Origin of the sequence: Streptomyces sp. (genome assembly GCF_031181705.1) — a bacterium.
Classification (GTDB): domain Bacteria; phylum Actinomycetota; class Actinomycetes; order Streptomycetales; family Streptomycetaceae; genus Streptomyces.
The window spans coordinates 1-13,770 of record NZ_JAPSKN010000148.1 but is presented as its reverse complement, the minus strand read 5'-3'; the positions used below and the strand labels follow the sequence as shown (position 1 = coordinate 13,770).

At 71.4% G+C, this 13,770-nt stretch carries 12 protein-coding genes; 7 read left to right on the top strand and 5 right to left on the bottom strand.

Annotated features, from left to right (window positions below; all coding sequences use genetic code 11):
• Window positions 1-240: 240 nt before the first annotated feature.
• The 4 genes from RIN80_RS22800 to cseC all read left to right on the top strand — a co-directional run bounded on the left by RIN80_RS22800 (window position 241) and on the right by cseC (window position 3,614).
• Window positions 241-780 (top strand): SigE family RNA polymerase sigma factor, encoded by a 540-nt coding sequence (locus RIN80_RS22800; RefSeq protein ID WP_309097505.1) that lies wholly within the window; start codon window positions 241-243, stop codon window positions 778-780.
• Complete coding sequence (locus tag RIN80_RS22795; RefSeq protein WP_309097504.1) at window positions 768-1,418, top strand: hypothetical protein; 651 nt, start codon at window positions 768-770, stop codon at window positions 1,416-1,418. Before RIN80_RS22800 ends, RIN80_RS22795 begins: the two co-directional genes overlap by 13 nt.
• 142 nt (window positions 1,419-1,560) lie before the next feature.
• Complete coding sequence (gene cseB / locus RIN80_RS22790) at window positions 1,561-2,259, top strand: two-component system response regulator CseB (RefSeq protein WP_309097503.1); 699 nt, start codon at window positions 1,561-1,563, stop codon at window positions 2,257-2,259.
• 8 nt (window positions 2,260-2,267) lie between these two features.
• On the top strand, window positions 2,268-3,614 hold the full coding sequence (gene cseC, locus RIN80_RS22785) for a two-component system sensor histidine kinase CseC (RefSeq protein ID WP_309097502.1): 1,347 nt from the start codon (window positions 2,268-2,270) through the stop codon (window positions 3,612-3,614).
• A gap of 12 nt (window positions 3,615-3,626) precedes the next feature.
• Here the strand turns inward: cseC and RIN80_RS22780 are convergent, their stop codons facing one another.
• From RIN80_RS22780 to RIN80_RS22770, 3 genes are all read right to left on the bottom strand, one after another.
• Entirely contained in the window at window positions 3,627-4,070 is a 444-nt protein-coding gene (locus RIN80_RS22780) for a VOC family protein (protein WP_309097501.1), read from the bottom strand.
• Between the two features lie 59 nt (window positions 4,071-4,129).
• The gene (locus RIN80_RS22775; RefSeq protein WP_309097500.1) at window positions 4,130-4,567 is read right to left on the bottom strand and encodes a helix-turn-helix transcriptional regulator; all 438 of its coding nucleotides are present in this window, start codon (window positions 4,565-4,567) and stop codon (window positions 4,130-4,132) included.
• Window positions 4,568-4,691: 124 nt separating this feature from the next.
• Window positions 4,692-5,408 (bottom strand): M23 family metallopeptidase, encoded by a 717-nt coding sequence (locus tag RIN80_RS22770; protein WP_309097499.1) that lies wholly within the window; start codon window positions 5,406-5,408, stop codon window positions 4,692-4,694.
• 441 nt (window positions 5,409-5,849) lie between these two features.
• On the opposite strand from RIN80_RS22770, the gene RIN80_RS22765 reads away from it, so the two are divergent.
• Both RIN80_RS22765 and RIN80_RS22760 read left to right on the top strand, forming a co-directional pair.
• The gene (locus tag RIN80_RS22765) at window positions 5,850-6,491 is read left to right on the top strand and encodes an HAD family acid phosphatase (RefSeq protein ID WP_309097498.1); all 642 of its coding nucleotides are present in this window, start codon (window positions 5,850-5,852) and stop codon (window positions 6,489-6,491) included.
• 67 nt (window positions 6,492-6,558) lie between these two features.
• Entirely contained in the window at window positions 6,559-9,618 is a 3,060-nt protein-coding gene (locus RIN80_RS22760; protein WP_309097497.1) for an NACHT domain-containing protein, read from the top strand.
• A 70-nt stretch (window positions 9,619-9,688) separates the two neighbouring features.
• Here RIN80_RS22760 and RIN80_RS22755 read toward each other — a convergent pair whose 3' ends face one another.
• Entirely contained in the window at window positions 9,689-12,214 is a 2,526-nt protein-coding gene (locus RIN80_RS22755) for an ATP-dependent Clp protease ATP-binding subunit (protein ID WP_309097496.1), read from the bottom strand.
• A gap of 430 nt (window positions 12,215-12,644) precedes the next feature.
• Here RIN80_RS22755 and RIN80_RS22750 point away from each other — a divergent pair, with 430 nt between their 5' ends.
• Window positions 12,645-13,289 (top strand): SCO3374 family protein, encoded by a 645-nt coding sequence (locus tag RIN80_RS22750; RefSeq protein ID WP_309097495.1) that lies wholly within the window; start codon window positions 12,645-12,647, stop codon window positions 13,287-13,289.
• A gap of 91 nt (window positions 13,290-13,380) precedes the next feature.
• On the opposite strand, the gene RIN80_RS22745 is transcribed toward RIN80_RS22750, so the two are convergent.
• On the bottom strand, window positions 13,381-13,716 hold the full coding sequence (locus RIN80_RS22745) for an Lsr2 family protein (protein WP_309097506.1): 336 nt from the start codon (window positions 13,714-13,716) through the stop codon (window positions 13,381-13,383).
• Window positions 13,717-13,770 lie beyond the last annotated feature (54 nt).

Below are 13,770 nucleotides of genomic sequence, written 5' to 3'. Positions count from 1 at the left end.
GCCGGCCGCCCGGATCACCTCATAACCGCCTCAATCACCGCACCGATCCACCCCGTTCCCCCTTCCGTTACACAACCGACGGACAGCCGCAGGCTGCCCGCAGGCTGCTTCGCACAGTGCCGTGACAACGCCTCCGTACCTTCGTTCGCATGCCCGGCAAGGGCACGACGACCACGGATCACAGGCAGTGCAGCCGGCACGCACGGGCGGGCCGGAACGGGGAGCGGGAGGCGGTTCACCATGGCGCAGGGCGAGGTGCTCGAGTTCGAGGAGTACGTCCGCACCCGGCAGGACGCGCTGCTGCGCAGTGCCCGCCGCCTGGTCCCGGACCCCGTCGACGCGCAGGACCTGCTGCAGACCGCGCTGGTCCGGACGTACGGCCGCTGGGAGACCATCGAGGACAAGCGGCTGGCCGACGCCTATCTGCGCCGCGTCATGATCAACACGCGGACCGAGTGGTGGCGCGCCCGCAAGCTGGAGGAGGTGCCGACCGAGCAGCTCCCGGAGTCCTGCGTGGACGACGCCACCGAGCAGCACGCCGACCGCGCCCTGCTCATGGACATACTGAAGGTGCTCGCCCCGAAGCAGCGCAGTGTCGTGGTGCTGCGACACTGGGAGCAGATGTCCACGGAGGAGACGGCCGCCGCCCTCGGCATGTCGGCCGGAACGGTCAAGAGCACGCTGCACCGGGCGCTGGCCCGGCTCCGCGAGGAGCTGGAAGCGCGCGATCTGGACGCACGCGCGCTGGAGCGTGAGGAGCGGGAGCGTTGCGCGGCCTGACCGGCGCGGGGCACACGGAGACCCGGACCACCGCCCGGGCGGCGACCACGGCGACGGCCGTGCTCGCCGTCGCGGGCCTTTTCGCCGCCGGCTGCGGCACCGGCGGCACCGGCGCGCGGGACGAGGGACCGGCGCACGCGGACTCGGTGGCGAGCGCCGCCGCGCCCTCGCGCGCGCCCGCCGTGGTTCCCGACCAGGTGGACGCGGTCCGGCTGGTCAAGGCCGACCCGGCGGTCTCGGCCGAGGTCAAGCGGGAGCTCGAGCCGTGCGTCGCCGACGAGTACCCCGTCGACGTGAGCTACGGCAACCTCACCGGAGGAACCGCCGACGACGTCGTCGTCAACGTGCTGACCTGCGGAGACGCCGTGGGTATCGGCGCGTACGTGTACCGCGACGAGGACGGCGCGTACGTGAACGTGTTCAAGGCCGAGGAGCCCCCGGTGTACGCGGAGATCGACCGCGGGGACCTGGTGGTGACCAATCAGGTGTACGACCGGGGCGACCCGGTGTCGAGCCCGTCCGGCGAGAACGTGATCACGTACCGCTGGGCCGCGGGCCGGTTCGCCGAGGAGTACCGCACGCACAACGACTACGGCAAGGTGGCCGGCGTGGAGCCGACGCCGATGCCCGACGACTGAGACATGGATCACAGCGTGAACCGGAGGGGCCGCCCGGGCCGATGTACGGGTGAACCCGCCGCACGGCCCCCGCGTCCGTCGGTCGGGCGGGGAAAAGCGCCCGCACGGGCCCGAGACCGAAACGAGAACTGAGAGCACCGGGATGGCAGACCAGACCCACGTCCTGTTCGTCGAGGACGACGACGTCATCCGCGAGGCCACCCAGCTCGCCCTGGAGCGGGACGGCTTCGCGGTCACCGCGATGCCCGACGGCCTGTCCGGCCTGGAGGCGTTCCGGGCGGACCGTCCCGACATCGCGCTCCTCGACGTCATGGTCCCCGGCCTCGACGGGGTCAGCCTGTGCCGGCGCATCCGCGACGAGTCGATGGTCCCGGTGATCATGCTGTCGGCGCGCGCCGACTCCATCGACGTCGTGCTGGGCCTGGAGGCGGGCGCCGACGACTACGTGACCAAGCCGTTCGACGGTGCCGTCCTGGTCGCCCGGATCCGCGCGGTGCTGCGCCGCTTCGGGCGGGCGAACGGCGGCCGGGGGGAACCGGCCGCCGCGGACTCCGGGGGTGTGCTCTCCTTCGGCGAGCTGGAGATCGACACCGAGGGCATGGAGGTGCGCAGGGCCGGGGAACCGGTGGCGCTGACGCCGACCGAGATGCGGCTGCTGCTGGAGTTCTCCTCGGCGCCGGGCACCGTCCTCTCCCGCGACAAGCTGCTCGAACGCGTGTGGGAGTACGGCTGGGGCGGTGACACCCGGGTCGTCGACGTCCACGTGCAGCGGCTGCGCACGAAGATCGGCCAGGACCGGATCGAGACGGTCCGCGGCTTCGGCTACAAACTGAAGGCCTGAGCGGGCGGATGGGGGGGTACTTCCGGCGCCTGGTGGCGTCCTGCATCGACCGGGCGGGCATCGGTGCGGGCCTGCGGTGGAAGCTCAGCGCGGCCATCGCGCTGGTCGGCGCGCTGGTGGCGATCGCGCTGAGCCTGGTCGTGCACAACGCGGCCCGGGTGTCGATGCTGGACAACGCGCGCGACCTCGCCGACGAGCGCATCATGATCGCCCAGCGCAACTACGAGCTGTCGGGCCGGCTGAACTTCCCCGGCACCAAGATCGACGATCCGGAACTGCCCGAGGAGCTCCGGGAGAAGGCCGAGGCGGGCCGGCGGGCGACCTATGTGGCCGACCGGCCGGGCGGGGCGCCGGACATCTGGGCGGCGGTGCCGCTGAAGAACGGGCACGTGATGTCCCTGCACTCCGGTTTCACCGACCGCAGCTCGAACATCCTCAAGGACCTCGACCGGGCCCTGGTGATCGGTTCGATCGCGGTCGTCCTGGGCGGCAGCGCGCTCGGTGTGCTGATCGGCGGCCATCTGTCGCGCCGGCTGCGCAAGGCGGCCACCGCCGCCAACCGGGTCGCGAGCGGCGAGACGGACGTGCGGGTGCGGGAGGCCATCGGCGGGGTCGTCCGCGACGAGACCGACGACCTGGCCAGCGCCGTGGACGCCATGGCGGACGCGCTGCGCCAGCGGCTGGAGGCCGAGCGCCGGGTCACCGCCGACATCGCGCACGAGCTGCGCACCCCGGTGACCGGGCTGCTGACCGCCGCCGAACTGCTGCCGCCGGGCCGGCCGACGGAACTGGTGCTGGACCGGGCCAAGGCCATGCGCACCCTCGTCGAGGACGTCCTGGAGGTGGCCCGGCTGGACGGCGCCTCCGAGCGCGCCGAGCTGCAGGACATCCTGCTGGGCGAGTTCGTCGCCCGGCGGGTCGCGGCGAAGGACCCGGACGTCACGGTGCGCGTGGTGCACGAGTCGGAGGTCACCACCGACCCGCGGCGCCTGGAACGCGTGCTGTTCAACCTGCTCGCCAACGCCGCCCGGCACGGCAGGCCGCCCGTCGAGGTCACCGTCGAGGGCCGGGTGATCCGGGTCCGCGACCACGGGCCCGGCTTCCCCGCGGACCTGCTCGCCGAAGGGCCGAGCCGCTTCCGCACCGGCAGCAAGGACCGGGCCGGCCGCGGACACGGCCTGGGGCTGACCATCGCGGCGGGACAGGCCCGGGTGCTGGGCGCCCGGCTGACCTTCCGCAACGTACGGCCGGCGGGGGCACCGGACGAGGTGCCGGCCGAGGGCGCGGTCGCCGTGCTGTGGCTGCCGGAGCACGCGCCGACGAACACGGGGAGCTACCCGGTGCTGCCCCAGTGAGGGCACTGCCGGTCAGCACCACTCCTTGTCCGTGTCGAGGCCGCCCTCGCGGCGCTGCGTGAAGGAGAACCAGTTGCCGGAGTCGTCGCGGAACAGCGCCTCCGTGCCGTACGGGCGCTCCTGCGGCTCCTGGAGGAACTCCACCCCGCGGTCCTTGAGCTTGGCGTAGTCGCCGTGGACGTCGTCGGTGGTCAGCACGCCCGCGCCGAGCGCGCCCTTGGCGACCAGCTTCCTGATCATCTCGGCGGACTCGGGGTCCATGGCCGGGCCGCCGGGCACCATCAGGGTCAGCTCGACGTCGGGCTGGTTCGGCGAGCCGACGGTGAGCCAGCGCATGCCGCCCTCGCCCACGGTCATGTCGGTGCGGACCTCCAGGCCCAGCTTCTCGGTGTAGAACTCCTTCGCCCGGTCCTGGTCGAGGACCCAGACGGTGGAGACGGCGAGACCGTTGATCATGACGTGCTCCTGTTCGCGGCCGTTCCTGCACTGCCCTGTCACCGTAGGCAGCGCCGCCCTCAGCCCGCTTCTCCGGAATTGCGCCGTACCGCCGCCCTGCCGGGCGCGGGCCTGAAGCCACCGGCCCAGAGCATGGCGTAACAGCCCGGGACGAGGGCGGCCCCCCGGCCCACGTGCCGGGCCCGGTACTCACTGGGGGTGAGGCCGGTCCAGGTCTTGAACCGCGCCGAGAACGTGCCCAGGCTGCTGAAGCCGACCAGGTGGCAGATCTCCGTCACGGACAGGCCGGCGGTGCGCAGCAGGTCCTCGGCGCGCTCGATACGGCGGTGCGTCAGGTACTGGCCGGGCGTCTCGCCGTACGCCTCCTTGAAGGCGCGCAGGAAGTGGTAGCGCGAGTACCCGGCGTGCGCGGCGATCGCCTCCAGGTCGAGGTCCGGGTCCGCCCAGTCCCGGTCCATCGCGTCCTTGGCCAGCCGCAGCTGTCGCGCCTTGTCCATGCGACCGATGGTGGCACGGGGGTCTGACACCGGGCCCGGCCCGGCGTACGCGAGGGCCCCCGGTGGCGGATGCCACCGGGGGCCCTGGAGCCCGGCCCTACGGGGTCGTGGATCCCGTGGGACCTCAGGCCCGGACGCCCTTGGAGCGCAGGAACTGCATCGGGTCGATCGCCGAGCCGTAGTTCGGGGTCGTGCGGATCTCGAAGTGCAGGTGCGGACCGCTGGAGTTGCCGGTGTTGCCGGACAGGGCGATCTTCTGGCCGGTCTTGACGATCTGGCCGATCTTGACGTTGACCTGCGACAGGTGGGCGTACTGGGAGTACACGCCGTTGGCGTGCTTGATCACGACGGCGTTGCCGTACGCGGGACCGTCACCGGCGCCGTTGGGGCCGGCCTTGACGACGGTGCCGCCGTGCGTGGCCAGGACCGGGGTGCCGGTCGGGACGGCGTAGTCCTGGCCGCTGTGCTTGGACGCCCACATGCCGCCGTTCTGGGCGAAGCTCGCGGAGAGCTTGTAGCTCTTCACCGGGTCGACCCAGGACGCCTGCTTCTTGACGGCGGCCTGAGCGGCCTTCTTGGCCTGGGCGGCCTTCGCGGCCTGAGCCGCCTTCTTCGCCTCGGCGGCCTTCTTGACCTCGGCGGCCTGGGCCTTCGCAGCCTTGGCCTGGGCGGCGGCCTGCGCCTGGACGGCACTGGCGACACCGGACGCGGCCGTGGTGTCGGCGGCGGCCGCGACCCCGGCTCCCATCACGGCCGAGGCCCCCAGGCCGGCGGCCAGCACGGCCGCGCGGGTGCGGATCAGGGACGTACGGGAGGAACGGGACGTGACGCGCTGGGACATCGAAACCTCATGGGGGAGGGGACATGGGAAAGCCACCGGCGAAACAGGTCCTCGCCGCGGTGGCCATCCCTTGGTAACCCCTCCGCCCAGAAAGCCCCAAAACGGTGATCTACGGCCCAACTTCGTACTCATGGCATGAGATGCACGTCTCTTGACAGAGCACCTGAATGGGACGAAACCCCCATTTCAGGCCGATCGATCAGACCTTTGCGGCAAATGTCCGTTTTCATTTTCGCCGCTTCTCCACTATTCCGGCTAGTACCGGACATTTCACCTGTGCGGCTTGTCACCGGGAGTCGGATCCGGACAACACACAAATGTGGCGCACGCCTCTAGCTGCCTACCGTCCGGTAACCCTACGGTTCACCTCGCGTCACCCTCGCTCACGAACATGCACACGACACGTTGGCAGCATTACGGACGTGAGAGGACCCCCACGACATGAGAAGCCGACGCTCCTGGTCCCGCCGTGTATCGGTGACCGCCGTCTCGGCCGCGGCCCTGGTGGCCCTGGCCGCCCCCGCCGAGGCCGCGACGCCCTCCGGCGCCCCCGTGGCCGCCGCCGCGGCCACCACGGCCGCCGCGGCGGACGTCGACTACGACACCTGGCAGAAGGACTGCCGGGCGGTCATGGACCAGGCGCTGCCCTACCTGAAGCAGCGGATCGCGAACCCGAAGCCGGGCGAGAAGCAGGCGATCGTCCTCGACATCGACAACACCGCCCTGGAGACGGACTTCGGCTTCAGCTTCCCGCAGCCCGCCAACGCGCCCGTCCTGGAGGCCGCCGAGTACGCCCAGGAGCGCGGCGTCGCCCTGTTCTTCGTGACCGCCCGCCCGGGCATCATCCACGCGCCCACCGCGTACAACCTCGACCGGGCGGGCTACGAGTCCTCCGGGCTCTACGTGCGCGGGTTCTTCGACCTCTTCAAGAACGTGGCCGACTACAAGACGGCCCAGCGCGTCGACATCGAGTCGAAGGGCTACACGATCATCGCCAACATCGGCAACAGCCCCACCGACCTGTCGGGCGGCCACGCCGAGAAGACCTTCAAGCTGCCGGACTACGACGGGCAGCTCTCCTGACCGACCGCCCGACTCCGGGTAGTCTCACCCCCGTTCACGCCGACGCGCGTTCACGGGGGTGAGGCGGTTGGAGCCCGCGGTCCTGGGCGGCAGGCTGGCGTCCAGCCTGATCCGCCCGCTGGTGCGCAAGCTCTTCGTACCGGACGGGCCCGGTGCCGGGCTCGTGGACAAGCCCGTCCGGCTGACGGACCTGGTGTCCTTCCGGGGCGAGAAGCGCACGCTGGGCGAGAAGGAGGTCCACAGGCTCGCCGGCCGGTTGGTGGCGGAGGCCGTGGCCTCACCGGGCGAGCGGCCGTTCCCGCCGGACGAGGAAACGGCCGTGACCGACGCCCTGGCCCGTCGGCTGCTCGCCCTCGGCGACCTGGACATGGACGACGTCCAGGCCGTACGGCTGGGCAGCCACGAACTCGCCCGGCGGCTGCACCGCCAGGCCCCGCCGCCGGACGGCCTGACCGCGGACGCCTGCGTCTTCCTCGACTCGGCGACGCAGTGGGCCTGCCTGCACGTCCTGGAGTTCTTCACCCGCCGCTCCACCTTCGTGGCCCGCACCCTGGTGCAACAGACCCGCGGCCAGGCCGAGCTGATCGCGAAGGTCGACGAGCTGATCACCCGCACGCCCCGTCCGGACGCCCGGGACACCGCCTTCGAGCGCCGGTACCTGCCCTACGTCGCCGAGCGGCACAACCACCTCACCATCTACGGCATCGACCTGCGTGACTCCCCGGACCGGTGGCCGCTGGAGGTCGCCTACCTCACGCTGGAGGCGACCACCGACCGGGAGGACGACCGGGACGCCGTGTCCGGCGAGGACGCGTCCGGACGCACCGTACGGATGCCCGCCGACGAGACGCTGGACAGGAAACCCAGGGTGCTGCTGCGCGGCGACGCGGGCTCCGGCAAGACGACCCTGGTGCAGTGGCTGGCGGTGACCGCGGCGCGCGAGGGGACACGCATCCCGTACGTCCTCCCGCTGCGCACCCTGGTCCGGACCGGCCCGCTGCCCGCCCCGGCCGCCTTCCTGAGCGCGGTCGGCTGCCCGCTGTCCCCACCGGACGGCTGGGCGGAACGCGTCCTGACCACGGGCCGGGCGCTGGTCCTGGTCGACGGTCTGGACGAGGTCCCGGAAGCCGACCGCCACGCCACCCGGGACTGGCTGCGCGGCCTCATCCACGCCTATCCCGGCAACCGCTGGCTGCTGACCACCCGCCCCACCGCCGTACGCGCCGACTGGCTGTCGCAGGAGGGCTTCCGGGAGCTCTCCCTGGCGGCGATGGGCCGGACGGAGGTCGCCACCTTCGTCCACCGCTGGCACGAGGCGGCGCGCGCCCCGGAGTACGAGCAGCCACTGCTGGACTCCCTGCGCACCAAGCGCGATCTGTCCCGCCTCGCCACCAACCCCCTGATGTGCGGACTGATCTGCGCCCTGCACCGCGAGCGTCGCGGCTACCTGCCCACCGGACGCAAGGAGTTGTACGACGCGGCCCTCACCATGCTGCTCGCCCGCCGGGACCGGGAACGGGGCATGGGCACGGTCGAAGGTCCGGACCTGGGCGAGGAGGCCCAGCTCGAACTGCTCCAACGCATCGCTTACGCCATGGTGCTGAGCGGCCGGAGCGAGATGGCCGTGGAGACGGCCGAGGGAATCGTGGAGCGGGCGCTGCCCAGCCTGGCGTCGGCCGCTGGGCAGGGGGACGTGTCGGCGGTGCTGCGGACCCTGCTGCTGCGCAGCGGGGTGCTGCGCCGCCCCGCCGAGGGGGTCGTGGACTTCGTCCACCGCACCTTCCAGGACTACCTGGCGGCCCGGTACGCCGTGGAGGAGGGCCACCTCCCCGTCCTCGTCGGCCGTGCCGGCGACACCCAGTGGGAGGACGTCATCCGCATGGCCGTGGCGCACGCCCGGCCCCGTGAACGCGCCGCCGTGCTGAGGGGGCTGCTGGCCGAGGACACGCCCCGGCTCACGCTGCTGGCACTGGCCTGTCTGGAGCACACGACGGCGCTGGACCCGGTGGTGCGGACGGAGGTGGAGGACCGGGCCGCCGAACTGATCCCGCCGCGCACGGTCGAGGCCGCGTGGGAACTGGCGGGAGCCGGTCCCCTGGTGCTGGAGCTGCTGCCGGGGCCGGAGAGGCTGACGGCCGAGGAGGCGCTGGGCGTCACGGTCACCGCCTCGGTCCTGGGCCGGGAGGAGCCCGACGGGGCGCTCGCCGTGCTGCGCCGCTTCCGGGACCATCCGGACCTCGGCGTCCGGCGGCAACTCGCCGGCACCTGGCACCGGTTCGGCACCGAGGAGTACGCGGACGAGGTCCTGGACCACCTCGACCGTACCGGTCTCTTCCTCGACTGCGAGACACCCGCCCAGCTCGCGGCCCTCGCCCGGATGCGTCCCTGGACCAGGCTGGACGTCTCGGGCCGGCACCAGATCGAGGACATCGCGGCCGCCGTGCCCGAGCCCGCGGCGGTGACCGAGCTCCGCTTCCGCGAGAACCCGCTGCTGACGGACCTGGACGCCCTGCGGCGTTTCACCTCGCTGGGCAGGCTGACGCTCTCCGAGTGCCCGAACGCGAGGGGCCTGGAGCGGCTGTCGCCGCTGCACCTCACCGAACTCGTCCTCGACCCCGTCGCCGACCTGACGGGGCTGCGGGACCTGCCGTCACTGAACCTGCTCTCCGTGGTCCAGGAACTGCCCGGCCCCGGACTCACCGAGGCGCTGCCGGCCGGGGCTCCGCTGGATTTCCTCTTCCTCGGCGGCGACAGCACGAACGCGACCGGGCTGCGCGGGCTCGGTCACTGGAAGACACTGCACACGCTCAGCCTCGGGCCGCTGGCCACGGAGCTGACGGCGGCCGACTGGCGGGAGGTCGCCGCACTGCCGGGACTCACCCACCTGTATCTGAACGCGGCGATCATCCGGGACCTGCCGGCCTCCATCGGCTGCATGCCCGAGCTGCCCGGCGTCCAAGTGCTCCAGGTCTACGCGATGGAGGGGACCGAGCACCTCGCCGCACTGGCGCCCCGGCTGCCCGGACTGCATTCCGTGGTCCTCCGGAACAGGCCGGGACATTCCTTCCCGGTGACCGACTTCCAGCCGCTCTTCCCCGACGCCGACGTGACCCTGTACGAACGCTGACGTGACGAAGAGGGGCTGCCACGGGAACGGAGTCCTGCGGCAGCCCCTCTCTCGGCTCACCCCTGGGGGGTTACGCGTCCTTGCTCAGGTTCGGTCCGGTCCCGCCGGCCGCCTGCTCGATCGGCGGGACGTCGGGCAGGGCCGACTTCTCCTCACCGCGGAAGGTGAAGGTCTGGGACTCGCCCTCGCCCTCGGTGTCCACGACCACGATGTGACCGGGACGCAGCTCGCCGAAGAGGATCTTCTCCGACAGCGAGTCCTCGATCTCGCGCTGGATGGTCCGGCGCAGCGGCCGGGCGCCCAGCACGGGGTCGTAGCCCTTCCTGGACAGCAGCTCCTTGGCGGACTGGGAGAGCTCGATGCCCATGTCCCGGTCCTTCAGGCGCTCGTCCACCTTGCCGATCATCAGGTCGACGATCCGGAGGATGTCGTTCTGCGTCAGCTGCGGGAAGACCACCACGTCGTCGACGCGGTTGAGGAACTCGGGCCGGAAGTGCTGCTTGAGCTCGTCCGACACCTTGTTCTTCATGCGCTCGTAGTTGGTCTTCGTGTCGCCCGCGGCGGCGAAGCCCAGGTTGAAGCCCTTGGAGATGTCCCGGGTGCCGAGGTTGGTCGTCATGATGATGACCGTGTTCTTGAAGTCCACGACCCGGCCCTGGGAGTCGGTCAGGCGACCGTCCTCCAGGATCTGCAGCAGCGAGTTGAAGATGTCCGGGTGGGCCTTCTCGACCTCGTCGAAGAGGACGACCGAGAACGGCTTGCGGCGCACCTTCTCCGTCAGCTGACCGCCCTCCTCGTAGCCCACGTAGCCGGGGGGCGAACCGAAGAGACGCGAGACCGTGTGCTTCTCGCTGAACTCCGACATGTCGAGGGAGATCAGCGCGTCCTCGTCACCGAAGAGGAACTCCGCGAGCGCCTTGGACAGCTCGGTCTTACCGACACCGGAGGGGCCGGCGAAGATGAACGAGCCACCCGGACGCTTCGGGTCCTTCAGACCCGCACGGGTGCGGCGGATCGCCTTGGACAGCGCCTTGACGGCGTCGTCCTGGCCGATGACCCGCTTGTGCAGCTCGTCCTCCATGCGGAGCAGACGGCTGGACTCCTCCTCCGTGAGCTTGAAGACCGGGATGCCCGTCGCCGTGGCGAGGACCTCGGCGATCAGCTCGCCGTCGACCTCGGCGACGACGTCCATGTCGCCGGCCTTCCACTCCTTCTCCCGCTTGGCCTTGGCGGCCAGGAGCTGCTTCTCCTTGTCGCGCAGGGAGGCGGCCTTCTCGAAGTCCTGCGAGTCGATCGCGGACTCCTTGTCCCGGCGGACACCGGCGATCTTCTCGTCGAACTCGCGCAGGTCCGGCGGCGCGGTCATCCGGCGGATGCGCATCCGGGAACCGGCCTCGTCGATCAGGTCGATCGCCTTGTCCGGCAGGAAGCGGTCCGAGATGTACCGGTCGGCCAGGGTGGCGGCCTGGACCAGCGCCTCGTCCGTGATGGAGACGCGGTGGTGGGCCTCGTACCGGTCACGCAGACCCTTGAGGATCTCGATCGTGTGCGGCAGGGACGGCTCCGCGACCTGGATGGGCTGGAAGCGGCGCTCCAGGGCCGCGTCCTTCTCCAGGTGCTTGCGGTACTCGTCCAGCGTGGTCGCACCGATGGTCTGCAGCTCGCCGCGGGCCAGCATCGGCTTCAGGATGGAGGCCGCGTCGATGGCGCCCTCGGCGGCACCCGCACCGACCAGCGTGTGCAGCTCGTCGATGAACAGGATGATGTCGCCGCGGGTGCGGATCTCCTTGAGCACCTTCTTCAGGCGCTCCTCGAAGTCACCGCGGTAGCGGGAGCCGGCGACCAGGGCGCCGAGGTCCAGGGTGTAGAGGTGCTTGTCCTTGAGGGTCTCGGGCACCTCGCCCTTGACGATGGCCTGCGCGAGGCCCTCGACGACGGCGGTCTTGCCGACGCCGGGCTCACCGATGAGCACCGGGTTGTTCTTGGTACGGCGGGACAGCACCTGCATGACCCGCTCGATCTCCTTCTCGCGCCCGATGACCGGGTCGAGCTTGGACTCACGAGCGGCCTGGGTGAGATTCCGGCCGAACTGGTCGAGGACCAGGGACGTGGAGGGCGTGCCCTCGGCAGGACCGCCGGCGGTGGCGGTCTCCTTGCCCTGGTAACCGGAGAGCAGCTGGATGACCTGCTGCCGCACCCGGTTGAGATCGGCGCCCAGCTTGACCAGGACCTGGGCGGCGACGCCCTCGCCCTCACGGATCAGGCCGAGCAGGATGTGCTCCGTGCCGATGTAGTTGTGACCCAGCTGAAGGGCCTCGCGGAGCGACAGCTCCAGGACCTTCTTGGCACGGGGGGTGAAGGGGATGTGACCCGACGGGGCCTGCTGGCCCTGCCCGATGATCTCCTCCACCTGCTGGCGGACCGCCTCGAGCGAAATCCCGAGGCTCTCAAGGGCCTTGGCGGCGACACCCTCACCCTCGTGGATCAGGCCCAGGAGGATGTGCTCGGTGCCGATGTAGTTGTGGTTGAGCATCCGGGCTTCTTCCTGAGCCAGGACGACAACCCGCCGCGCGCGGTCGGTGAACCTCTCGAACATCGTTAATCGCTCCTCAGAGCGGTCAGGCAGTGGGGGGAACTTCCCCTCCCTGTCCTTCCGCAGCTTAGTCCCGCAAGCGGGGACCGCTCATTCCAACTGCCGACACCGTCGATGGCCTCCTGACCCCGAACGCCGACATCTGCTCCAACCCGATGGTGCGAGACGATGTTCCCGCAGGCCAGGCAGTTACCCCCTTCGCCAGTACGCCCGTGGCGAACGGAAGACCTGCCGCCCTGCGTGTCGCCCCCTCCCACTAGGGATGTCTTACCCGCTGCTACGGACGGTCCATGCCGAGTGCACGGGTTCCCTCCGCTACGGGCGAACAACCTTGCGCCCCCGCACATCCCCGCACGCCCCCTCGTTCGACACCCTGCGGACACGAAGCGGCACCCAGCGTAACCCGGAGCGTCTCCCGGCGGTTGCGCCGGACATGGTTGGCACCGCCCCCGGCCCGGTCCCGTTCCCCCGTCGGCCGCCCCCCTGTCGGTCGCTCCCCCGCCGGCCGCTCGCCCGCCGGTCTCCCGAGCCGGGCGACGAGGTCCGGCTCTGGTACGAGAAGGTGCTGGGCTGGCCGACGGCGCCCGGGCTTCCGGTGCGTCTGGCGGTGGGGGAGCGCTTCGACGTCCTGGACCTGCCGGCCGAGGCGGGGCACGCGGCGCTGGAGCGCCTGGGGCGCGCCGGCCGGGGGTTCCCGGTGGCGGTGCAGGGCAGCCGGATGCGGCTGCTGGTGGCCGCGGGCAGCGCGGAGGAGCTGCCGGGGCTGCTGGACTGGCTGGAGTGGGGCTCGCTGGAGCTGGACCTGGCCGCGATCGGCGCGGGCGGCCTCATGGACGCCCCCCGGCCTCCCGGCGGGGACGTTCCCGCCGCCCGGCCGCTTCCCCCGGGGCACGGCCACGGCGGTTCGCAGGGGGCCGCCGTGTGGCTGCGGCCCCCCGAGCCGGGGTGCGAGGTCGAGGCCTCGCTGCCGACGCTGTCGGCGATGGGGGGCCGTGACGGCGCCCCCGATCTCGTACGGCTGGTGAACACGGTGGTGACGCAGGTGCACCGGGTCCGGCTGCGGCGCGTGTGCGCATAGCCGCCGGTTGTTGCGCCACAGGCCCCCGTGACGGCGCGGGCGCGGTGCCCGCCGTCTTCCGTCCGGCCCCGCGAGGCCGGGGGCCCCGCTGTCAGCCGTTGGCGTTCTCGTAGGCCTCGCGGATGGACGCGGGGACGCGCCCGCGGTCGTTGACCTCGTAACCGTTCGCCTTCGCCCAGGCGCGGATGGCCGCGGTGTCCTGGCTGCCGCCGGAAGAAGCGCGCGCCTTTCCGCGCCCACCCGAAGCGCGGCCCCCGGTACGCCGACCGCCCTTCACGTAAGGCTCGAGAAGGCTGCGGAGCTTGTCCGCATTGGCGGTGGTGAGATCGATCTCGTACGTCTTGCCGTCCAACGCGAACGTCACGGTCTCGTCCGCCTCGCCGCCGTCGAGGTCGTCGACAAGAAGGACCTGAACCTTCTGTGCCACCGGATTTCCTTTCATCGATAACTTGAGGGCCGGGGTGTGCCGGCGTCCGCCGTA